The 21,371-nt window shown below is 74.0% G+C and carries 18 protein-coding genes; 8 read left to right on the top strand and 10 right to left on the bottom strand.

The genetic code is table 11. The features are described from left to right. Nucleotides 1-705, top strand: a 705-nt coding sequence (locus tag ACW0Q9_RS10620) for a class F sortase (RefSeq protein ID WP_456180046.1), incomplete at its 5' end; no start/stop codon positions are given. A 7-nt stretch (nucleotides 706-712) separates the two neighbouring features. Here ACW0Q9_RS10620 and ACW0Q9_RS10615 read toward each other — a convergent pair. Further along, a complete protein-coding gene (locus ACW0Q9_RS10615; protein WP_456180044.1) occupies nucleotides 713-1,252 on the bottom strand; it encodes an HNH endonuclease in 540 nt (179 codons plus the stop codon). Nucleotides 1,253-1,537: 285 nt separating this feature from the next. On the opposite strand from ACW0Q9_RS10615, the gene ACW0Q9_RS10610 reads away from it, so the two are divergent. From ACW0Q9_RS10610 to ACW0Q9_RS10600, 3 genes are all read left to right on the top strand, one after another. Further along, nucleotides 1,538-2,593: a mechanosensitive ion channel family protein gene (locus tag ACW0Q9_RS10610; RefSeq protein ID WP_456180042.1), complete on the top strand. Its 1,056-nt coding sequence runs from the start codon at nucleotides 1,538-1,540 to the stop codon at nucleotides 2,591-2,593. A 248-nt stretch (nucleotides 2,594-2,841) separates the two neighbouring features. Continuing rightward, nucleotides 2,842-4,227 carry an MFS transporter gene (locus ACW0Q9_RS10605; RefSeq protein WP_456180040.1) on the top strand — a complete coding sequence of 462 codons (1,386 nt, stop codon included), beginning with the start codon at nucleotides 2,842-2,844 and terminating at the stop codon, nucleotides 4,225-4,227. A 50-nt stretch (nucleotides 4,228-4,277) separates the two neighbouring features. Beyond that, on the top strand, nucleotides 4,278-4,697 hold the full coding sequence (locus tag ACW0Q9_RS10600; RefSeq protein ID WP_456180038.1) for a globin: 420 nt from the start codon (nucleotides 4,278-4,280) through the stop codon (nucleotides 4,695-4,697). A gap of 41 nt (nucleotides 4,698-4,738) precedes the next feature. Here ACW0Q9_RS10600 and ACW0Q9_RS10595 read toward each other — a convergent pair whose 3' ends face one another. The 4 genes from ACW0Q9_RS10595 to ettA all read right to left on the bottom strand — a co-directional run bounded on the left by ACW0Q9_RS10595 (nucleotide 4,739) and on the right by ettA (nucleotide 8,232). After that, the gene (locus ACW0Q9_RS10595) at nucleotides 4,739-5,323 is read right to left on the bottom strand and encodes a type III secretion system chaperone family protein (RefSeq protein ID WP_355640583.1); all 585 of its coding nucleotides are present in this window, start codon (nucleotides 5,321-5,323) and stop codon (nucleotides 4,739-4,741) included. Between the two features lie 131 nt (nucleotides 5,324-5,454). Then, nucleotides 5,455-6,123, bottom strand: coding sequence for a hypothetical protein (locus ACW0Q9_RS10590; RefSeq protein WP_456180036.1), 669 nt, complete (start codon nucleotides 6,121-6,123; stop codon nucleotides 5,455-5,457). Beyond that, the gene (locus ACW0Q9_RS10585; RefSeq protein WP_456180034.1) at nucleotides 6,120-6,563 is read right to left on the bottom strand and encodes an acyl-CoA thioesterase; all 444 of its coding nucleotides are present in this window, start codon (nucleotides 6,561-6,563) and stop codon (nucleotides 6,120-6,122) included. Before ACW0Q9_RS10585 ends, ACW0Q9_RS10590 begins: the two co-directional genes overlap by 4 nt. After that, the gene (gene ettA, locus ACW0Q9_RS10580; protein WP_456180032.1) at nucleotides 6,556-8,232 is read right to left on the bottom strand and encodes an energy-dependent translational throttle protein EttA; all 1,677 of its coding nucleotides are present in this window, start codon (nucleotides 8,230-8,232) and stop codon (nucleotides 6,556-6,558) included. The genes ACW0Q9_RS10585 and ettA overlap by 8 nt, the downstream gene beginning before the upstream one ends. Before the next feature lie 304 nt (nucleotides 8,233-8,536). Between ettA and ACW0Q9_RS10575 the strand changes: the two genes are divergently transcribed. Together ACW0Q9_RS10575 and otsB are read left to right on the top strand one after the other, a co-directional pair. After that, entirely contained in the window at nucleotides 8,537-9,937 is a 1,401-nt protein-coding gene (locus ACW0Q9_RS10575; RefSeq protein ID WP_456180030.1) for an alpha,alpha-trehalose-phosphate synthase (UDP-forming), read from the top strand. A 35-nt stretch (nucleotides 9,938-9,972) separates the two neighbouring features. Beyond that, nucleotides 9,973-12,534 (top strand): trehalose-phosphatase, encoded by a 2,562-nt coding sequence (gene otsB / locus ACW0Q9_RS10570; protein WP_456180054.1) that lies wholly within the window; start codon nucleotides 9,973-9,975, stop codon nucleotides 12,532-12,534. A gap of 55 nt (nucleotides 12,535-12,589) precedes the next feature. Here otsB and cobA read toward each other — a convergent pair whose 3' ends face one another. Genes cobA through cobC form a run of 3 tightly spaced genes read right to left on the bottom strand, consistent with a single transcriptional unit; the run spans nucleotide 12,590 to nucleotide 16,093 of the window. Then, on the bottom strand, nucleotides 12,590-13,888 hold the full coding sequence (gene cobA / locus ACW0Q9_RS10565) for a uroporphyrinogen-III C-methyltransferase (protein ID WP_456180028.1): 1,299 nt from the start codon (nucleotides 13,886-13,888) through the stop codon (nucleotides 12,590-12,592). 52 nt (nucleotides 13,889-13,940) lie between these two features. Continuing rightward, nucleotides 13,941-15,011 carry a nicotinate-nucleotide--dimethylbenzimidazole phosphoribosyltransferase gene (gene cobT / locus ACW0Q9_RS10560; RefSeq protein WP_456180052.1) on the bottom strand — a complete coding sequence of 357 codons (1,071 nt, stop codon included), beginning with the start codon at nucleotides 15,009-15,011 and terminating at the stop codon, nucleotides 13,941-13,943. Continuing rightward, nucleotides 15,011-16,093 (bottom strand): Rv2231c family pyridoxal phosphate-dependent protein CobC, encoded by a 1,083-nt coding sequence (gene cobC, locus ACW0Q9_RS10555; RefSeq protein ID WP_456180026.1) that lies wholly within the window; start codon nucleotides 16,091-16,093, stop codon nucleotides 15,011-15,013. The genes cobT and cobC overlap by 1 nt, the downstream gene beginning before the upstream one ends. Before the next feature lie 132 nt (nucleotides 16,094-16,225). Here cobC and ACW0Q9_RS10550 point away from each other — a divergent pair, with 132 nt between their 5' ends. Beyond that, on the top strand, nucleotides 16,226-18,358 hold the full coding sequence (locus tag ACW0Q9_RS10550; protein WP_456180024.1) for a transglycosylase domain-containing protein: 2,133 nt from the start codon (nucleotides 16,226-16,228) through the stop codon (nucleotides 18,356-18,358). 120 nt (nucleotides 18,359-18,478) lie between these two features. Here the strand turns inward: ACW0Q9_RS10550 and ACW0Q9_RS10545 are convergent, their stop codons facing one another. Continuing rightward, on the bottom strand, nucleotides 18,479-19,048 hold the full coding sequence (locus ACW0Q9_RS10545) for a GNAT family N-acetyltransferase (RefSeq protein WP_456180022.1): 570 nt from the start codon (nucleotides 19,046-19,048) through the stop codon (nucleotides 18,479-18,481). Further along, nucleotides 19,045-20,412, bottom strand: a complete 1,368-nt coding sequence (locus ACW0Q9_RS10540; RefSeq protein WP_456180020.1) for a cobyrinate a,c-diamide synthase — start codon at nucleotides 20,410-20,412, stop codon at nucleotides 19,045-19,047. Before ACW0Q9_RS10540 ends, ACW0Q9_RS10545 begins: the two co-directional genes overlap by 4 nt. Before the next feature lie 137 nt (nucleotides 20,413-20,549). Between ACW0Q9_RS10540 and ACW0Q9_RS10535 the strand changes: the two genes are divergently transcribed. Next, the gene (locus tag ACW0Q9_RS10535) at nucleotides 20,550-21,365 is read left to right on the top strand and encodes an SURF1 family cytochrome oxidase biogenesis protein (protein ID WP_456180018.1); all 816 of its coding nucleotides are present in this window, start codon (nucleotides 20,550-20,552) and stop codon (nucleotides 21,363-21,365) included. The last annotated feature ends 6 nt before the right edge of the window (nucleotides 21,366-21,371 follow it).

Below are 21,371 nucleotides of genomic sequence, written 5' to 3'. Positions count from 1 at the left end.
TCGGCCAGCGTCACCACGGCCGACCCGCAGGCCCGCCCGGTGCCACCGGCGCGGCCCGCCCCGGCCGCCGGCCGCTGGCGGTACGCCGTCCAGCGCGGCCCCGGCGCGCCGGTGCTGGTGGTCGCCGCGCTGATGGCGCTGATCGTGGCCATGCTCGGGGTGGAACGGGTGACCGGCGTCAGCGTGCTGCCGGAGCGGCTCACCGCGGGCCTGCGCCCGCCGCCGAAGAAGTTCCCGGTGCTGGCCGGCAGCCCGCCGACGGACCTCACGATCAACAAGATCGACCTGCGGGCGCCCGTGCACCGGGTCGGCATCGCCCCGGACGGCAGCATCGCCGTGCCGGACGCCGGCAAGGCCGGCGAGGCCGGCTGGTACGACCAGGGCCCCACCCCCGGCCAGTACGGCCCGGCGGTCATCGTCGGGCACGTCGACACCACCACCGGCCCGGCCGTCTTCCACGACCTCAAGGACCTCGACGACGGCGACCGGATCGAGGTGACCCGGGAGGACCGCTCGGTGGCCGTCTTCGAGGTGACCTCGATCGAGCGGTACGGCAAGGAGCGGCTCCCGGTGCAGGAGGTCTACGGCGACTTCAGCCGCCCCAACCTGCGACTGATCACCTGCGGCGGCCGCTGGGTGGGCGGCGAGACCGGGTACGCGGACAACGTGGTGGTCTACGCCTCGCTGGTGACGGCGCGGCGGTGAGCGCCGCTCAGGCCGCCTCGGGCTCCGGCTCGCGCAGGTCGAGCCAGTCGGCCCAGCGCGGGTCGGGCGCCCGGTGGCCGAGCACCCGCCAGGCCGTGCCCTTCGGGGCCGCCGGGAGGTTGTGCAGCCGCCAGCCCAGCTCGGCCGGGGTCTTGTCGCCCTTGGTGTGGTTGCAGCGGGCGCAGGCGGCGACCACGTTCTCCCAGGCGTGCCGGCCGCCCCGGCTGCGGGGGAAGACGTGGTCGATGGTCTCCGCCGGACCGCGGCAGTAGGCGCAGCGCCAGCCGTCCCGGGCGAAGATCGCCCGGCGGGAGAGCCCCACGTGGGTGCGGTAGGGAACCCGGACGTAGCGGGTCAGCCGGACGACCGAGGGGACCGGGAGCGCGTTGCGCGCGCTGTGCAGGATGCCCTCGCCGTCGGCCACGCAGACGGCCTTGGCGGAGAGCACGAGGATCGCGGCACGACGGACCGACACGACACACAGGGGCTCGTAGGTGGCGTTGAGAACGAGTGCACCGGAGCCCGCCGTGGGTCGTATGTCAGGCATCGCGCTCACCCTCCCGGTCCAGCCGCTCCTGCCGCAGCCGCGCCGGGACGCCCCGCGGGCAGCGGGGAACGACACCGACGCCGGCCGGATCACCGACGTCCGTTGCGCCAATAGTCCCTGATCGCGCCCCGGATTGCACGCACTAATCCGGGGTACCCTCATGAAGCTTTCCCGGCCCGTGCCACGATGACCGGTTCCGCCCGCGAAGATCGGCCGGCCGCCCTGTCGGCGGGAGCCGGGCGGGTCGCCAGCCGGCGCCCGACGGCCTTGCGGTACGAAAGCAGTGTGAGTCCCGCCAACCTGCTGCTTTCCGCGCTGTCCGCCGTCGAGCCGAGCCCGTCGCCGTCCGTCGACTGCCGCACCGACACCTGGTGCAAGAACGTCTACGACATCACCGGCTCGGCCTGGTTCGCCGAGGGCAGCTACTGGATCGTCCTGAAGCCGCTGCGGATCGTGCTGATCCTGCTGCTCGCCGTGGCCGCCCGCTGGGCGCTGCACCGGACCATCAACCGGCTGGTCCGGACCACCACCGAGGGCGCGGTGCCGACCATGCTCCGCCCTCTGCGGGAGCGGATCCCCAGCGCCACGCTCGATCCGGAGCAGTTCGTGCCGGAGCGGCGGCGGCAGCGCGCCGAGGCGATCGGCTCGGTGCTGCGCAGCATGGTCACCGCGTTCATCTTCGGCATCGCCCTGCTCATGGTGCTCAAGGAGTTCAGCTTCGACCTGGCCCCGCTGCTGGCCAGCGCCGGCATCGCCGGGGTGGCCCTCGGCTTCGGCGCGCAGAGCCTGGTCAAGGACCTGATCGCCGGCCTGTTCATGCTGATCGAGGACCAGTACGGCGTCGGCGACACCGTCGACCTGGGCGAGGCGACCGGGGTGGTGGAGGCGGTTGGCCTGCGGGTCACCACGGTCCGGGACGGCCGGGGCGTGCTCTGGTACATCCGCAACGGCGAGATCATCCGGGTCGGCAACAAGAGCCAGGGCTGGGCCCTGGTCGTGGTCGACCTGCCGATCGGCTTCGCCGGCACCGAGGAGGCCACCGCGGTGCTGCGGACGGCGGCCGCCTCGGTCGCGCTGGACCCGGAGCTGGCGCCGCAGATCGTCGAGGAGCCGGAGGTGCTCGGCGTCGAGCAGATGACGGTCGACGGCGCGGTGATCCGCACCGTGGTCAAGACCACCGCCGACGGGCAGTTCGCGGTGGGCCGCGAGCTGCGCCGCCGGCTCGCCGAGGCGCTGGAGAACTCGGGCATCACCGCGCGGATCGCGGCGGCCCGGCTCTATCCCGGGCTGCCGCCCCGCGCCCCCGCCGCGGGCGAGACGGGCACCGGCGGAGCCACCTGAGCGGGCGGCCGGTCGGTCCCGGGGGGCGGACGATTTTCGGGGGGTCGCGCACCGCACGGCCCCTCGGGTATCGTCCGTTCGTTCAGTCGGAGATGCGACGATCAATCCGTTCACCCTAGCCAGTTGTCAGACGATCGGGCAGAATCCGGTGAACACGCTCCCCAAGGGAGCGTGCTCGTGTCCTCGCTGATCCGTAGATCTGACGACGGTTCCAGGTCAGGCCATCACGAGTGGTCGACCCGGGAACGATGGAGGCGACGGTGTCCGACGAGCGACCCGCCCAGGAGGGCCCGGCCACCTTCCGCGACCTGTTCAGCCTCGCGGAGTTCCGCGTTCTCTTCACGGCAAGCGCTCTGTCCTGGGTCGGTGACTACGTCGCGAAGGCCGCGGTCACCGTTCTGGTCTACCGGCAGACCGACTCGGTGGCGCTCTCCGCCGCCGCGTTCGCGGCCAGCTACCTGCCCTGGCTGGTGGGCGGCCCGCTGCTCTCCGCGCTCGCCGAGCGCTACCGGTACCGGCAGGTCATGGTGGCCTGCGACCTGGTCCGGATGGCGCTCATGGTGCTGGTCGCCCTGCCCGGGATGCCGCCGTGGGCGATCCTCGCCCTGATCTTCGCGGCCACGCTGGCCAACCCCCCGAGCCAGGCCGCCCGGTCCGCGCTGATGCCACAGATCCTCGGCGGCGACCGGCTGGTGCTCGGCCTGTCGGTCTCCGCGAGCACCGGGCAGGCCGCGCAGGTGCTCGGCTACCTGCTCGGGGCGGCGGTGGCCGCGGTCAGCCCGACCGCCGCGCTGCTGATCAACGCGGCCACCTTCGGCCTCTCCGCCGCGCTGGTCCGCTTCGGCCTGCGCAACCGGCCGCCCGCCATGACCGAGGCGCACCGCAGCCACCTGCTCCGCGAGACCGCCGAGGGGTTCCGGCTCGTCTTCGGCCGGCCGGTGCTGCGCGCCATCGCCGTGCTGGTGTTCAGCGCGATGGTCTTCTCGATCGTCCCCGAGGGGCTCGCCGCGGCCTGGGCCGCGGAGCGGACCGGGGACGGCATGGACACCGGCACCGCCCAGGCGATCATCATGGCCGCCAACCCGGTCGGGTACGTCCTCGGCGGGCTGGTCGTCGGGCGGTTCGTCGCCCCGACCCGCCGGCTGGCGCTGATGCGCCCGCTGGCGGTGATCGCCCCGGCGGTGCTCGTCCCGGCGCTGCTCGACCCGCCGCCGGTCGTGGTGGCGCTCCTCGCCGCCGCGTGCGGCTTCGCGGTGGCCGGGCTCATCCCGGTCGCCAACGGCCTCTTCGTCCAGGTGCTGCCGGACGGCTACCGGGCCCGGGCGTTCGGCGTGATGGCCAGCGGGACCCAGATCATCCAGGGCGCCGCCGTGCTGGGCACCGGGGCGCTCGCCGAGCGGTTCAGCATCCCCTCGGTGGTCGGTGCGTGGAGCGCCGTCGGCGTGCTGCTGATGGTTCTCGCGGCGCTCACCTGGCCGCGACCGACGACGATCGAGGCGGCCGTCGAGGCCGCCCGGGCGGAGTCCCTCGCGTCGGCCGTCCCGGCGGGGCGCGGCGCGCACACCACGGGCCGCGGTGCGGCCGTGGGCGACCGGTCCGGCGAGCGCAGCCGGCGCCGGCACGCGGTGACCTGACTCCCGCGCGGGCGGTGGGCACGAGCCGCCGCGTAATGGCACCTGGCAGGATGGGTGGCGTGACTTCCCCAGGCGAGTCGATGACCCTCTTCGAGGCGATCGGCGGCGAACCCACCTTCCGCAAGCTGGTGGACGAGTTCTACGCCGGTGTCGCCACCGACCCGCTGCTGCGGCCGATGTACCCGGAGGAGGACCTCGCCCCCGCGGCGGACCGGCTGACCCTCTTCCTCATGCAGTACTGGGGTGGCCCGCACACCTACTCCGAGCAGCGCGGCCACCCGCGGCTGCGGATGCGGCACGCGCCGTTCCGGATCGGCGCGGTCGAGCGGGACGCCTGGCTGCACCACATGCGCCGGGCGGTGGACCGGCTGGACCTGCCGCCGCAGCTCGCCGCCGCGCTCTGGGACTACCTGGAGCGGGCCGCGTACTTCATGGTGAACGTGATGGAGGACCCGGCGGCCGAGGGCTGACGGGGGCGGCCGGCGGGACGCCGGCCGCCGCCCCGGAGCCGTCAGAGCAGGGCGCCCTCGTCGTGCAGCCAGTCGACGAAGGTGGTGGCCACCGCGGCGCCGCAGTCGAGCATCTCGACCAGCAGCGCGTCATGGGTGCCGGCGCCGAGCGGGACCTGGAGTTCGGCGTAGATGGGCAGCTGGCCGCGCTCGGTCGGGTCGCCGATGTACGCCTTGCAGAACCGCCGGGTGTGGTTCCACTCGTTGACCACCCGGTAGGCGCGGTCGGCCCAGTCCGGCGGGACGGTCGCGTGCGGCCGGGCCCGCATCACCAGGATCTCGTCCTCGGGGCCCTCCAGGGTGACCAGCACCGCGTGCCGCTCCCACATGGCCAGCAGGTTCCCGTCGCCGTCGGCCAGGTAACGCACGTCGAGCAGGTCGAGGGCGTCGCAGACCCGGCGGAGGGTGACCGGGGCAACGGTTGCCGGCATGTCGGCGATCACGGGCCGCTCGGCGGCCGCCGCGTCGTCCCCCGGCTGACGGGGGGTCGGTGGTCCGACCCGGACGGTGTCATCCACTGTGATCCCGCTTCGAGTTTCCGGATCGCCGCCACCGGCGGGACCTGGGCGCCATGACCACCACGGCATCGCTCGCGCACCTCACTCCCCAGCGGATCCAATCGCCTACGGTGCGTTGGATCCGAGGATGGACGGTACCCGGACAGCCGGGATGAGGCATCCCCCCAACGGCTGCCCCAAACCGGAAGAACGACTCGGGGTCATCCGTTCGGATGAACTCGGATGGGCGTCAGGGCAAGGTCGGCGACCTTCCGCGACCAGGCCGCTCCGTACGGTCCGACGAGCCCGACCCAACGGCCGGCGACGCGTACCTGAACGTCGCCGGTGCCGACAAAGTCCATCCGGACCAGCCCCTGCACCAGCCGCTGCGGCACCTCCACCGGGGCGTCCGGCGCGTCGTCCGGGATCACCACCACCGCGACGTGGTCCAGCAGCGCGTCCCGCAGCGCCCGCTGGCCCACGGCGCGGCCCGCGACGCCGTGGGTGGCCGCCTCGCGGAGCGTCCCGGCCGCCGCGGCGGCGATCCGGCGGACCTCCCCGGCGGGCAGCGCCTCCACCGCGCGGCTGGCCGCCGGCGGCAGCGGCCAGCGCCACCCGTCGTCCCGGCGCCGGGGCAGCGCGGCGCCGCCGGCCGACAGCTCCGCCAGCAACTCCCCCGCGGCGACCGTGACGTCGCCCGGCGCCGTGCCGGAAACGGTCCGGACCACGAGCACGTCCCACGGCAGCCGGGCCCAGAGGGCGGTACGCCCGGCCCCCGGCACCGGCCGGAGCCGGACCAGGGTGGCCGGGTCCAGCCGGATCAGGCGGGCCAGGAAGGCGCCCGCGTCGGCCACCCCGTCCAGCCCGTGCCCGGCGGTCGGCGTGGTCATGCCGGCAGCCCGGGCGCGTACCGGAGCAGGAAGGCCCGCTCGTCGGCGGAGATCCGGCGGGGCCGCTGCGCGGCCAGGTCGAACGGGACCAGCACCGAGCGGGCCCGGCTGGCCAGCACGTCCCGGTCGTAGAGCTCGTAGGCGACGGTGAACGAGCCCGCCTTGATCTCCTCGACCCAGAGCTCGATCCGGACCGTCGGGGCCGCCTCCGCGCTGGCCCGGCCCAGCGCGTAGTCGACGGGGCGCAGGTAGTCGACCTCGTGCCGGCGGATGACCACCCCGTCGGCGAACGAGTCCACTCCCCATGCCCGGCCGCCGGCGAACATCATCGCCACCCGCGCCTCCTCGTAGAGGGTGAGGAAGCGGGCGTTGTTGACGTGGCCGTACGCGTCCAGGTCGGACCAGCGCAGCGTGCAGTCGTAGACGAACTTGTCAGTCACGGGTGAGCTTGCGGTACGTCACCCGGTGCGGCCGGGCGGCCTCCGCGCCGAGACGGTCGATCTTGTTCTTCTCGTACGCCTCGAAGTTGCCCTCGAACCAGAACCACCGGGCCGGGTTCTGGTCGTCGCCCTCCCAGGCCAGGATGTGCGTGGCGACCCGGTCGAGGAACATCCGGTCGTGGGAGATGACCACGGCGCAGCCGGGGAACTCCAGCAGCGCGTTCTCCAGGCTGCCGAGAGTCTCGACGTCGAGGTCGTTGGTCGGCTCGTCGAGCAGGATCACGTTGCCGCCGATCTTGAGGGTCAGCGCCAGGTTGAGCCGGTTCCGCTCGCCACCGGAGAGCACCTTGGTCGGCTTCTGCTGGTCCGGCCCCTTGAAGCCGAACGCGGCGATGTACGCCCGCGACGGCATCTCGACCTTGCCCACCAGGAGGTGGTCCAGCCCGTCCGAGACCGTCTCCCAGACCGTCTTGTCCCCCGCCAGGCCGGCCCGGCTCTGGTCGACGTACGACAGCGAGACGGTGTCGCCGACCTTCACCGAGCCGTCGGTCGGCTCCTCCAGGCCCACGATGGTCTTGAACAGGGTGGTCTTGCCGACGCCGTTCGGGCCGATCACGCCGACGATGCCGTTACGCGGCAGCGAGAAGCTCAGGTCGTCGATCAGCACCCGGTCGCCGAACGCCTTCACGAGGTGGTTGACCTCGATCACCGTGTTGCCCAGGCGCGGGCCCGGCGGGATCTGGATCTCCTCGAAGTCCAGCTTGCGGGTCTGCTCCGCCGCGGTGGCCATCTCCTCGTACCGGTCGAGCCGGGCCTTGGACTTGGTCTGCCGGGCCTTCGCGTTGGAGCGGACCCACTCCAGCTCCTCGTCGAGGCGCTTCTTCATCTTGGCGTCGCGGCGCCCCTCGACCGCCATCCGGGCGGCCTTCTTCTCCAGGTAGGTGGAGTAGTTGCCCTCGTAGCCGATCGCCCGGCCGCGGTCCAGCTCCAGGATCCAGCCGGCCACGTTGTCGAGGAAGTACCGGTCGTGGGTGATCGCGATGACGGTGCCCGCGTACTTGGCCAGGTGCTGCTCCAGCCACTGCACGCTCTCGGCGTCCAGGTGGTTGGTGGGCTCGTCGAGCAGCAGCAGGTCGGGCGCCTCCAGCAGCAGCTTGCACAGCGCCACCCGGCGGCGCTCACCGCCGGAGAGCTGGGTCACGTCGGCGTCCGGCGCCGGGCAGCGCAGCGCGTCCATGGCCAGCTCGAGCTTGGAGTCGATGTCCCACGCGTCGGCGTGGTCCAGCTCCTCCTGGAGCTTGCCCATCTCCTCCATCAGCTCGTCGGAGTAGTCGGTCGCCATCTGCTCGGCGATCTTGTTGAACCGCTCCAGCTTGGCCTTGGTCTCGGCGACCGCCTCCTCGATGTTGCCGAGGACGGTCTTGGTGTCGTTGAGCGGCGGCTCCTGGGCGAGCATGCCGACGGTGTAGCCGGGCATGAGCCGGGCCTCGCCGTTGCTCGGCTGGTCCCAACCTGCCATGATCTTGAGGAGGCTGGACTTACCGGCGCCGTTCGGGCCGACCACACCGATCTTGGCCCCCGGGAGGAAGTTCAGCGTCACGTTGTCGAGCACGACCTTGTCGCCGTGCGCCTTGCGCGCCTTTTCCAGGACGTAGATGAACTGGGCCACGGTGCGGGCTACCTCCGTCGGTTGCGATCGCGAGCTTGCGGGCGCGGGCGCGGGCTGCGAGGTCCGCCCGCCGCCGGCCGGGCCGGCCGCGCGCACGCCATCCTCAATCCTGACAGGTACGCCCCGCTCCGCCCACATCGCCCCGCCCCCGGCGCGCGTGGCGGGCCCGACTGTCTACAAGATCACGAAGGAGGTTCGACCGCCGTGGGACGGGTAGGGAACTCCGGCACGGGGCAACAGAGGCCGCAGCTACGCTCAGTACGCTCATCGCGGTGGACCCGTCAGCACCCGGAGGTGGCCGATCGTGACCGTCCGTAGCTCCTTTGTCGTTGTGGCGAACCGACTGCCGGTCGACGAGGTGAGCACACCCGAAGGGCGGCAGTGGCGACGCAGCCCGGGCGGCCTGGTGACCGCACTGCACCCGGTGCTCGCCGAGCACCAGGGCACCTGGGTGGGCTGGGCCGGCGGAACGGGCGCCGCCCCCGAGCCCTTCGACCTGGAGGGGATCCGGCTGCACCCGGTGCCGCTGAGCGCCGAGGAGCTGGAGCGCTACTACGAGGGGCAGTCGAACGCGACGATCTGGCCGCTCTACCACGACGCGGTCGAGACCCCGGCCTACAAGCGGCGCTGGCGCGAGGCGTACCGCCTGGTGAACGCCCGGTTCGCGGAGGCGGCGGCGGACGTCGCGGCCGAGGGCGCCACGGTGTGGGTGCAGGACTACCAGCTCCAGCTCGTCCCGGCGATGCTGCGCGAGCTGCGGCCGGACCTGCGGATCGGGTTCTTCCTGCACATCCCGTTCCCGCCGATCGAGCTGTTCATGCAGATGCCGTTCCGCACCGAGATCCTGCGCGGCCTGCTCGGCGCCGACCTGGTCGGCTTCCAGCAGCGGCTGGCGGCGCAGAACTTCGTCCGGCTGGCCCGGCACCTGCTCGGCCTCCGCTACGAGGGGCAGATGATCCAGGTCGACGGCCGGCAGGTGAAGGCCGGCGCCTTCCCCATCTCGATCGACACCCGGGAGATGGAGCGGCTGGCCGAGGATCCGGCGATCCAGGCCCGGGCCAAGCAGATCCGCGAGGAGCTGGGCAACCCGAAGACGATCATCCTGGGCGTCGACCGGCTCGACTACACCAAGGGCATCGAACTCCGGCTGAAGGCCTTCCGTGAACTCCTCGCTGACGGAAAGCTGACAGTCCCCGACGCGGTCATGGTGCAGGTCGCCACGCCGAGCCGCGAGCGCGTGGAGCACTACCAGGCACTCCGGGTGAAGGTGGAACGCGAAGTTGGCCGGATTAATGGCGAATTCGGGAGGGTCGGCGTGCCGGCGGTGCATTATCTGCATCAGTCGTACAGTCGCTCCGAACTGGCCGCGATGTACGTCGCGGCAGACGTGATGATGGTGACCCCGCTGCGAGACGGAATGAATCTGGTGGCCAAGGAGTACGTCGCATCGCGCGCCGACCAGGGCGGCGCGCTCGTGCTCAGTGAGTTCGCCGGCGCCGCCACCGAGCTGCGCCAGGCCTTCCTGTGCAACCCGCACGACCCCGACGCGGTCAAGGACGCGCTGCTGCGTGCCGTGCACGTCGAGAAACCCGAGGCCCGGCGCCGGATGCGGATAATGCAACGCCACCTGCGCAGCCACGACGTGGGCCACTGGGCCAAGTCCTTCCTGACCGAGCTGGGCGTGCCCGATACGGAGGCTGCGTGAACTCCCCTGCCCCCACCACTGCTCACGGCGGGGTGATGGATCCCGAGCTGCGCGCCGCGATCGGCCGGATCGCCCGGGTCCCCCAGCTCCTGGTCGCCTGCGACTACGACGGCACGCTCGCGCCGATCGTCGAGGACCCGAGCAGGGCCGTGCCGCTGCCCGAGTCGGTGGCCGCGGTCCGCGCCCTCGCGTCCCTGCCGCAGACGAGTGTCGCCGTGGTCTCCGGCCGCGCCCTGCGGGACCTGGCCACCCTCTCCCGGCTGCCGAGCGAGGTGCACCTGGTCGGCAGCCACGGCTCGGAGTTCGACATCGGCTTCGTCGAGCGGCTCACCCCGGAGCTGATCGCGGTCCGCACCCGGCTCCGCAACGAGCTGCGCGAGATCGCCGCGGCCCACCCGGGCGTACGCCTGGAACGCAAGCCGGCCAGCGTCGCCGTGCACACCCGCGGGGTCGACCCGCAGGTCGCGGCCGCGGCCATCGATGCGGTTCGCAGCGGCCCCGCCACCTGGGAGGACGTCACCGTCACCCAGGGCAAGGAGGTCATCGAGCTGTCGGTGGTGGCGACCCACAAGGGCACCGCTGTCGACCAGCTCCGGACCCAGCTCGCGGCCAGCGCGGTGCTGTTCATCGGCGACGACGTCACCGACGAGAACGCCTTCGGCAACCTGCACGGGCCGGACGTCGGCATCAAGATCGGCCCCGGGGACACCCTGGCGGGTTGGCGGGTGGCCGAGCCGATCGAGGCGGCCCGGGCGCTGGGCCTGCTGCTGGAGACCCGGCGGCACTGGCTGTTCGGCGAGCGGGCCGTGCCGATCGAGCGGCACTCGATGCTGGCCAACGGCCGCACGGTCGCGCTGGTCACCCCCGAGGCCAAGATCACCTGGCTGTGCCACCCGAAGCCGGACTCGGCGGCGATCTTCGCCGACCTGGTCGGCGGCAGCCCGGCCGGGCACTTCACCATCGGCCCGGAGCGGGGCGGCATCCCGCTCGGCCAGCGGTACCGCAGCAACACCATGACCGTGGAGACCCGCTGGTCCGGTCTGACCGTCACCGACTGGCTGGACCTGCCGGCCCGCGAAACCACGCCGGACGGCGAGGCGGTCGTGACCGGCGACTCCACCCTGGTCCGGGTGCTCAGCGGCACCGGCCGGGCCCGGATCGAGTTCGCCCCGCGGCCCGAGTTCGGTCAGGTCGCCGTGCAGCTCCAGCCGCTGGACGACGGGGTGCTGGTGCTCGGCTCCAACGAGCCGGTGGCGCTCTACTCCCCGGGCGTCGAGTGGGACGTCACCAGCGACGGGGTGAACGAGACCGCCAAGGCGATCGTCGACCTGCGCGCCGCCGGCGGCCAGGTCGTGCTGGAGCTGCGCTTCGGCACCCACAGCCTGGAGCACCACGAGGCGCCGCTACACGAGCGGCAGGCCGCCGCCGAGCAGCCCTGGAAGGACTGGGTGGCGTCGCTGCGGCTCCCCGCCACAGCCCGGGACCTGGTCGCCCGCAGCGCGCTCACCCTGCGCGGGCTCTGCCACGAGCCGACCGGCTCGATCCTCGCGGCGGCGACCACCTCGCTCCCCGAGGAACTGGGCGGCGTCCGGAACTGGGACTACCGCTACTGCTGGCTGCGGGACGCGGCGATGAGCGCCCGCGCGCTTGTCGACCTCGGCTCCACCGAGGAGGCGGAGGGCCTGCTGCGCTGGGTGGACGGGGTCATCGACCGCACCGGCGGGCACCCGGAGCGGCTGCACCCGCTCTACACGGTGGACGGCTACGAGCTGGGCGCCGAGGCGGTCATCGACACCCTGCCCGGGTACGCCGGCTCCCGGCCGGTCCGGGTCGGCAACCTCGCCAACCACCAGCTCCAGCTCGACGTCTTCGGCCCGGTCGCCGACCTGATCGCCGCGGTGGCCGACGCCCGGGGCTCGGTCCGGGACGACGAGTGGCGGGTGCTGGAGAACATGGTCGAGGCGGTCCGCCGCCGCTGGCACGAGCCCGACCACGGCATCTGGGAGGCCCGCCTCCCGCCCCGGCACCACGTCTTCTCCAAGGTCATGCTCTGGATGACCGTCGACCGGGCCCTGCACGTGGTGCGGCAGCACGGCGGCGAGGACCGGCCGGAGTGGGTCGAGCTGCGCGACCGGATCGCCGACAACGTGCTGGAGCACGGCTGGCACCCGGAGGCGGAGGCCTACAGCGTCGCCTACGGCTACGAGGAGATGGACGCCTCGTCGCTCTGGATCGGCATCTCCGGGCTCCTCGCCGGGGACGACCCGCGCTTCCTCTCCACGGTGCTGAAGATCGAGGCGGAGCTGCGCAGCGGCCCGGTCGTCTACCGGTACCACTGGGACGACGGCCTGCCCGGCCGGGAGGGCGGCTTCCACATCTGCACGGCGTGGCTGATCGAGGCGTACCTGCGCACCGGTCGGCGCACCGACGCGGAGGAGCTGTTCACCCAGATGATCGACACGGCCGGGCCGACCGGGCTGCTCCCCGAGCAGTACGACCCGCTCGCCGAGCGCGGGCTGGGCAACCACCCGCAGGCGTACAGCCACCTCGGGCTGATCCGCTGCGCCCTGATGCTGGACAACATGCTCAAGCAGTGACCTGACCCGGCCACGGCGGCGGCCCGGGACCAACCGGTCCCGGGCCGCTCGCTGCTCAGGTGTCGAGGGCGCCCACCACGTCGCCGACGACGACGATGGCGGGCGGGCGGAGGCCGGCGGCCGCCACGTCGGCGGCCACCGTGCCGAGGGTCGAGCGGAGGGCCCGCTGCCCGCTGGTCGTGCCCTCCTGGATCACCGCGGCCGGGGTTCCCGCGGGCCTGCCGTGCGCGACGAGGGTGGCGCTGATCGCCGCGAGGTTCTTCAGGCCCATGAGGATCACCAGGGTGCCGCGCAGGCCGGCGAGGGACTCCCAGCGGACCAGCGAGGCCGGCGAGTCGGGCGCGACGTGCCCGGAGACCACGGTGAACTCGTGCGCCACGGCCCGGTGGGTGACCGGCACCCCGGCCGCCGCGGGCACCGAGATCGCGCTGGTCACCCCGGGCACCACGGTCACCGGGACGCCCGCCTCGGCGCAGGCCAGCAGCTCCTCGCCGCCGCGGCCGAAGACGTAGGGGTCGCCGCCCTTGAGGCGGACCACGACCTTCCCGGCCCGGGCCCGGTCGACCAGGATCCGGTTGATCTCCTCCTGGGCCCGCGACGGCCCGTACGGGATCTTGGAGGCGTCCACCAGCTCGACGTCCGGGCGCAGCTCGTCGAGGAGCAGCCCGGGGACGAGCCGGTCGGCGACCACCACGTCCGCCTCGGTGAGCAGCCGCCAGCCCCGCAACGTGATCAGCTCGGGATCGCCCGGTCCCGCGCCCACCAGCGCCACCCGGCCCACCGGCGGCGCGACCGCGGCGGCATCGGACCCGCCGGCAGCCGGCACGGCCGGACGACCCGGCTGGGCGCCGCCACCCGTGCCGGCAGGGGCCGCGCCAGGCTCCGCGGCCGGCTGCCCGGCGCGGGCGGCCAGCAGCTCACGCACCGCGTCCCGGACGCTCATGGCCCGGCGGGGATCGCCGCCACCCAGCACGGCCACGGTGACCGGGCCGTGCCGGGTCACCGCCGGGGTCCACGCGGTGGCGGCGGCCCGGTCGTCGGCGCGGACGCAGAAGATCCGCCGCTCGGCGGCGGCGGCGCTGACCGCGGCGGCGGCCAGCCGGTCGTCGACGGCCACCTGGACCAGCCAGGCGCCGTCCAGGTCGTCGGGGGCGAACCGGCGCGGCTCCCAGCGCAGCCGGCCGGCGTCGACGTGCGCCCGCAGCGCCGGGGTCAGCTCCGGTGCCACCAGCAGGATGTCCGCGCCGGCGTCGAGCAGCGCGGGCACCCGCCGGGTGGCCACCGCTCCCCCGCCGACCACGACCACCCGCCGGCCGGCCAGCCGCAACCCGAGCGGGTACGGGTTGCCGCTCACGTCGCCGCCGTCCCGCGGCGACGGAAGACGCTGGGCGGAAGGATGCGACCGCTCACTTCTCGGCCACTCCCGCCGAGTCGAAGGTGGCGACCTCGTGCAGCACCCGGACCGCGCCGGTGACGACGGGGAGCGCGAGCAGCGCGCCGGTGCCCTCGCCGAGCCGCAGCCCGAGGTCGATCAGCGGGTCCAGGCCGAGGTGCCGCAGCGCCGCCGTGGCGCCGGGCTCGGCCGAGCGGTGCCCGGCGACCATGGCCCCGACCGCGTCCGGTGCGAACGCGGCGGCCGCGAGCGCGGCGCTGACCGCGATGACGCCGTCCAGCAGCACCGGCACCCGGCGCGCGGCGGCGCCGAGGATCAGCCCGGCCAGCGCGGCGTGCTCCAGGCCGCCGACCGCGGCCAGCACACCCAGCGGGTCGGCCGGGTCGGGCGCGTGCCGGTCCAGCGCGGCACGGACCACGCCGACCTTGCGCGCGTACGTCTCGTCGTCCACCCCGGTGCCGCGCCCGGTCGCCGCCGCCGGGTCGACCCCGGTGAACGCGGCGATCAGCGCGGCCGCCGGGGTGGTGTTGCCGATGCCCATGTCCCCGGTGAGCAGGATGCCGGCCCCGCCGTCGACCAACTCCCCGGCGACCCGGATGCCGGTCTCGACCGCCGCCCGGGCCTCGTCGCGGGTGAGCGCCGCGGTCACCGCCAGGTCCCGGGTGCCGGGCCGCACGTTCGCCGCGACCAGGCGGGGACCGGCCGGGTCGGTGGCCGGCCCGACCGCGAGCGGGGTGGCCACGCCGACGTCCACCACGGTGACCGTGGCGCCGGCCTGCCGGGCGAACGCGTTGACCACCGCGCCGCCGGCCAGGAAGTTGGCGATCATCTGGGCGGTGACCTCCTGCGGCCACGGGGTGACGCCCTGGGCGTGCACGCCGTGGTCGCCCGCGAAGATCGCCACCGCGGCCGGTTCGGGCAGCGGCGGAGGGCAGGTCCCGGCCAGGCCGGCGAGGCGTAGGGAGAGCGGCTCCAGGGCGCCGAGGGAGCCGGCGGGCTTGGTGAGCCGGCCCTGGAGTTCGCGGGCCGCCGCCATGGCGGTCTCGTCGAGCGGCCGGATCGCCGCCACGGTGGACTCCAACATCATGCCTCCAGGATCTCCGCCAGCACGTCGGTGAAGGCGTCGGTCGTCGCCGGATCGCGCACCGCGATCCGCAGCCAGTCCGGGCCCAGCCCGGGGAAGGTGTCGCCGCGGCGGACCGCCCAGCCGCGCTCGCGCAGCCGCTCCCGGACGGCGGCGGCGCCGGCCAGGTGGACGAGGACGAAGGCGCTGGCGGGGCGGCCGGCGACGCGTACCCCGGGCAGGCCGGACAGGCGGGCCACCAGGTGGTCGCGGTCGGCGGCGAGCCCGGCGGCGATGGCGCGCTCGGCCGCGACGGCGGCCGGGGACGCGCAGGCGGTGGCGGCGGCGAGCGCCGGGGTGGAGACCGCCCAGAGCGGCTGGGCGGCGGCGAACCGGGCCAGCAGCCCCGGCTCGCCGAGCAGGTAGCCGATCCGCAGCCCGGCCAGCCCCCAGGTCTTGGTGAGGCTGCGGACCACCACGAGGCCGGGCAGGTCGCGGCGGGCGGCGAGGGACTCGGGTTCACCCTCGACGCCCGGGGCCGCCGTGGTGTCGGCGAACGCCTCGTCGACCACCAGCACCCGGCCGGGGCGGGCCAGCGCGGCGAGCGCCTCGGCGGGGTGCAGCGCCGAGGTGGGGTTGGTGGGGTTGCCGAGCAGCACCACGTCCGCGTCGGCCGGCACCCGGGCCGGGTCGAGGCGGAAGTCGTCGGCGGGGTCGAGCAGCACCCGCTCGACGGTGTGGCCGGCCGCCCGCAGGGCGGCCTCCGGCTCGGTGAACTGCGGGTGCACCACCACCGGCCGGCGGGCGTCGCGCAGCGCCCGGGCGATCAGCACGAAGCCCTCGGCGGCGCCCGCCGTGAGAAGTACCTCTTCCGGGGGACGCCCGTGCCGGGCGGCGACGGCGGCCCGGGCCGGACCCGGATCGGGGTACGCGGCCAGGGCGCCCAGGGCGGCGACCAGCGGGTCGGCCAGCCAGTCCGGCATCGGGGCGCGGCGGACGTTGACCGCCAGGTCGACCAGGCCGGGCGTGGCCTCGGCGTCCCCGTGGTGGCCGAGGTCGGGCTCGCCCGCCGGAGCGTCGGTCCCGATCAGCTGAGCACGCATGTCCGCGATCCTGCCGGGAAGCCGCCGCCCGGGACAGCGCATCCCGGCGTGGGCCGCGTCACCACTGCTGAACCCCTCGCCCGTTTATGAATTCTTCTCATTTCCGAATCGGAAATGTCATAGCTTGACCATGTGAGCAACCGACCCCTTGCCTCCGCTGGTCGTGCCGTGCCCCTCCTCCGCGCCGGGCTCATCGCCGGCATCGTGGTCGCCGCCGCGGCCTATCCGCTGGCCGCCGTCACCGGCATCGGCGCCAAGGCCACCGCACACGCAGTGGAGCAGAAGACGAGCATCCTGAAGACCGCGCTGCCCGCCGAGACCTCGTACCTGTACGCGCCGGACGGCAAGACCGTGCTGACGATGTTCTACGAGGAGTACCGGCAGTACACCAAGATCGAGGACATGTCGCCGAACATCCAGCAGGCGATCGTCGCCGCCGAGGACAACCGCTTCTACCAGCACCACGGCGTCGACCCGAAGGGCGTGGCCCGCGCCTTCGTGTCCAACGCCCGGTCCGGCGGCGTCTCCCAGGGCGCCTCGACGATCACCATGCAGTACGTCCGGATGGCCCTACGGGACAGCGCGAAGACGCCGAAGGAGGTCCAGGAGGCCACCCAGCAGACCAGCCTGCGCAAGGTCAAGGAGATGCGCATGGCGCTGGACATCGAGAAGCACGTCAGCAAGGAGCAGATCCTCGAGCGCTACCTCAACTCGGCCTACTTCGGCCACCGGGCGTACGGGATCTACGCGGCCTCGCAGATCTTCTTCTCCAAGACCCCGGCCACCCTCACCCCGGTCGAGGCGGCCACTCTCGCCGGCCTGGTCAAGTCCCCGTCGGAGTACGACCCGATCACCTCCGACCAGAAGGACGCCACCGGCCGGCGCAACTACGTGCTCGACAACATGGCCCGCCTCGGCTACCTCTCGCCGGACGCCGCGGCCGCGGCCAAGGCCGAGCAGATCAAGCTGCGGCTGACCTACCCGCCGAACGACTGCGCCTCGATCAACAAGGACTTCCGCACCTGGGGCTTCGCCTGCGACTACCTGAAGAACTGGTGGAGCGCGCAGCCCGCGTTCGGGGAGAACCGGCTGGAACGGATGGACAAGCTGCGCCGAGGCGGTTATCGCATCGTGCTCGCCCTCGACCCGAAGATCCAGGCGGCGGCGGAGAAGAACGTGGGCGCGAAGGACGGCACGGGCAGCCCGTTCGCCAACGGCATCGTGGTCGCCGAACCGGGCACCGGACGGATCAAGGCGATGGCGGTGAACCGGACCTATTCGCTCGACCTCAGCGAGAACCCGAACAGTTCCAACCCGGAGGCCGGCCCGAACGTCAAGGCGAACTATCCGAACACGGTCGCGCCGTTGCTCGGCGGGGGCACACTCCCCGGGTACCAGGCCGGATCGACGTTCAAGATGTTCACGATGCTCGCCGCGCTCAACGCAGGGACGAAGCTCTCCGACACCATCAACTCGCCGTACCGCTACCAGTCCAAGGTCTACGACGGGTGGGCGCCGTCGAACGCCAGCGGCGCGATGACCGGCGTGCAGACCATGTGGTCCGGCTTCGGCAAGTCGGTGAACACCTTCTTCGTGCAACTGGAGGAGCAGATCGGCGCGGAGAAGGGAGTGCGCCTGGCCGAGCAGCTCGGGCTGCGCTGGCGTACCGACGTGGACCGCGAGCACGCCGCGCCGGACAAGGCGAACAAGTGGGGCGCGTTCACCCTGGGCGTCTCCGACGCCACCCCGCTGGAGATGGCCAACGCGTACGCGGCCATCGCCGCCGACGGACGCTACTGCGAGGCGATCCCGGTCAACTCGATCATGAACCGGGACGGCACGCCGGCCACGTACCGCACGCCGGGCGGGGTGCAGCGGGAGGTCGCCAAGCCGCGCTGCCGGCAGGTGGTCAGCGCCGACGCGGCCCGGGCGGCCACCGACGCGGCCCGCTGCCCGACCGGCGACACCCCGGCCAAGGGGAGCTGCGGCGGCTGGTCGACCGCGGACAGCGTGCGGGGCACGGTCGGCCGCCCGGTCGCCGGCAAGACGGGTACCACCGACAGCACCCGGTCCGCCTGGTTCGCCGGCTACACCCCGGAACTGGCCGCGGCGAGCTTCATCGCCGACCCCGACAACCCGTTCAACGCGGTGGGTGACGGCTTGTCCCAGGTGCCCGTCGACGCGGTGGCAATGACCCTGCGCGACGCCCTCAAGGGCAAGCCCACCCGCCAGTTCACCCCACCATCCGACCAGATAGTCGGCTGACGGTCCCTGAACCGCCCGGGGGTGCGCCCGGGCCAGTTGATCAAGAGGTTTGCGCGCGGAATCCCTCGATTCCTGACGCAAACCTCTTGATCAACTTTTGGTGACGGGGGTCAGCGGGGGTCAGCGGAGGTCGGCGGAGACGAAGCTCCACAGCTCCAGGTCTACCCGGGCGCCGTGGACGAAGCCGGCGTTGCGGAGGAGGCCCTCGTAGCTGAAGCCGGCCTTCTCCGCCACCCGGCGGGAGGCGACGTTGCCGGGGGCGACGCGGAGCTCGACGCGCTGGAAGCCGTGCTCCAGGATCAGCGCGATGGCGACCGCGTCGACCGCCTCGGCGGCCAGGCCGTAGCCGCGGGCGTGCGGGGCGATCGCGTAGGACACCTCGGTCAGCCGGGCGCCCCAGTCGGTGCGACGGGTCCAGAGGCAGCCGACGACCCGCCGGTCCTCGCGGCGGACCACCGCCCAGTGGTCGCCGTCGCCGCTGTCCCGGCGCTGCCGGGCCAGCTCGGTGCACCAGGCCCGCCCGTCGATCTGCCCCGCCGCGTCGGCCAGCGGCAGCCAGCGCTGGGTCTGCCGGTCCGCGAACACCTCGTCGACCGCCTCGGCGTCCGCCGCGACGAGCCGGCGTACCTCGGTGCGCGGGGTGGAGACGGTCAGCGCCGGGAATCGGCGCACCGCCACCTGGCCGATCACGCCGGAGCCTCCGCGGGGGCCAGGGCCGCCGCGACCAGCCGGGCCGCGATCTCCGGGTACGCGGCCCAGTGCGGCACGAGCTGCGAGGCGTGCACGCCGCGCCAGACGAAGCCCTCCGGGGCGCCGCCCGCCCAGCGCCAGGCCGCCCGCTCGCCGGCCCGCGGGGTGAGCACCGCGGCGTGCTGCTTGTGCCCCACCACCGTGGTGCCGGCCGGGGCCACCACGCTGTCGCCGGCCGCGGTCGCCTCCCGGTAGCCGACCACCAGGCCGTCCCGGCTGGCGCCGACCGCGTCGAGCACCCCGCACATCGGCAGGCCGTCCAGCTCCCGGGCCAGCCAGAGCAGGCCGGCCCCCTCGGCGATCACCGGGCGGCCGGCGCGGGCCAGCTCGGCCACGGCGATGCAGAGCCGGCGGTTGGCGGAGAGCTGCTCCGCGTACGTCTCGGGGAGCCCGCCGCCGACGACAAGCGCGCGGGTCCCGGCGGGCAGCGACTCGTCGCGCAGCGGGTCGACGGTGACCACCTCGGCGCCGGCGGCACGCAGCAGCTCGGCGGTCTCCGGGTGGCTGTAGCTGCCGCCCGGACCGCCGGCCAACGCGACCACGGGCCGTTCCCCGGCGGGCGCGCCCGCCGCCGGCTCCGGTGACCACGGGGTGGCGGTCAGCTCCGGGGCGGAACGGGCCAGCCCCAGCAGCCGGTCGAGGTCGACCGTGGCGGCGACCGCCTCGCCGAGCCGGCGGACCGCCCGCTGCGCCTCGGCGTCGCGCTGGACCACCGGCACCAGGCCGTGCCGGCGGGCGGGCAGCACCGGGGGCAGCTCGTGCCGGCGCAGCGCGCCGTAGACCGGCACCCCCACGTCGTCGAGCGCCTCGCGCAGCATCGCCTCGTGCCGGGGCGAGGCCACCCGGTTGAGGATCACGCCGCCCAGCCAGAGCTGCTCGTCGTACGCCCGGAAGCCGTGCACGAGGGCGGCCACCGACTGGCCCATCGCGGCCACGTCCACCACCAGCACCACCGGGCTGCGCAGAGCGGTCGCGACGGCCGCGGTGGACTCGGTCTCCGGCCGACCGGCGATCGAGTCGTAGAGCCCCATGGTGCCCTGGACCAGCGCGAACCCGGCCCCGGCCGCGCCGTGCGCGAAGAGCGGGGCGACCCGCTCCGGGCCGACCAGCCGGGGGTCCAGGTTGCGTCCGGGACGCCCGGCGGCCAGCCCCAGGTACGCCGCGTCCACCTGGTCCGGCCCGATCTTGAACCCGGCCACGTCGAGCCCGCGGTCGGCGAGGGCCGCGAGCACGCCGAGCGAGAGGGCACCGGTGCCGTGGCCCGAGGAGGGCGCGCTCAGCACGACGCGCGGCACGACGGTCATCATCGACTCCTGGTCCCGGGGGGTGGTTTCCGCCCGCGTGACCATACCCGCCCGGACCGACGCGCGGCGGCCGGCGACCGCCCGGTCCGGCCCGGTGCGGGCCAGTGGCGCCGCTCATACGGGTAGCCTTGGCCAACGTGTACCGGTTCCTGCTGACCCCGCGCTGGCTCGGCGCTCTCGCGCTGACCCTGGTCGCCGCCGCGGTGATGGTGCTCCTCGGCAACTGGCAGCTGGACCGCTACCGGGGCCGCACGGCGATCAACGAGCGGATCGACGCCGGCGCCACCATGACGCCCGTGCCCCTGCGCGACGCCCTGCCGGCCCCGAGCGGCGGCCCCGGCACCACCGGCGCCGCCCCGGCCGACCGGCTCACCTGGACCAGGGTCACCGCCACCGGCCGGTACGACAGCGCGAACGTCGTCCTGATCCGCGGCCGGACCGTCGACAACAAGGTCGGCTTCGAGGTGCTCACCCCGCTGGTCCTCGCGGACGGCAGTGCGGTGCTGGTCGACCGGGGCTGGATCCCGCCCGTCCCCGGCGGTAACGCCACCGTCCAGCCGACGGTGCCGGCGGCGCCGACCGGCGAGGTGACGGTCTCCGGCCGGCTGGTGTCCAGCGAGAGCGGCGGCGGCGCGGTCGACCGGCGCGACGGCAAGCTGGAGGCGCGGCGGATCAGCATCCCGCGCCTGGCGAAGCAGCTGCCCTACCCGGTGTCCGGCGGCTACGTGCTGCTCGACCAGCAGACGCCGGCCGCCGACCCGGCCTTCCAGGCGGTGCCCATCGGGCACACCAACAACTGGCAGAACTTCGGCTACGTGGTGCAGTGGTGGCTCTTCGCCGCGATGAGCCTGGTCGGCTACGGCTGGGTCGCCCGCCGGGAGGCGCGGCGGCGGGCCGGGCTGGACGGGCCGGGCAGGCCGGTCGACCGGGCCGCCGAGCCGGCCTCCGCCTGACCCGCG

The organism is Micromonospora sp. I033, assembly GCF_053890995.1.
This window is presented reverse-complemented; position numbering and strand designations above follow the sequence as displayed.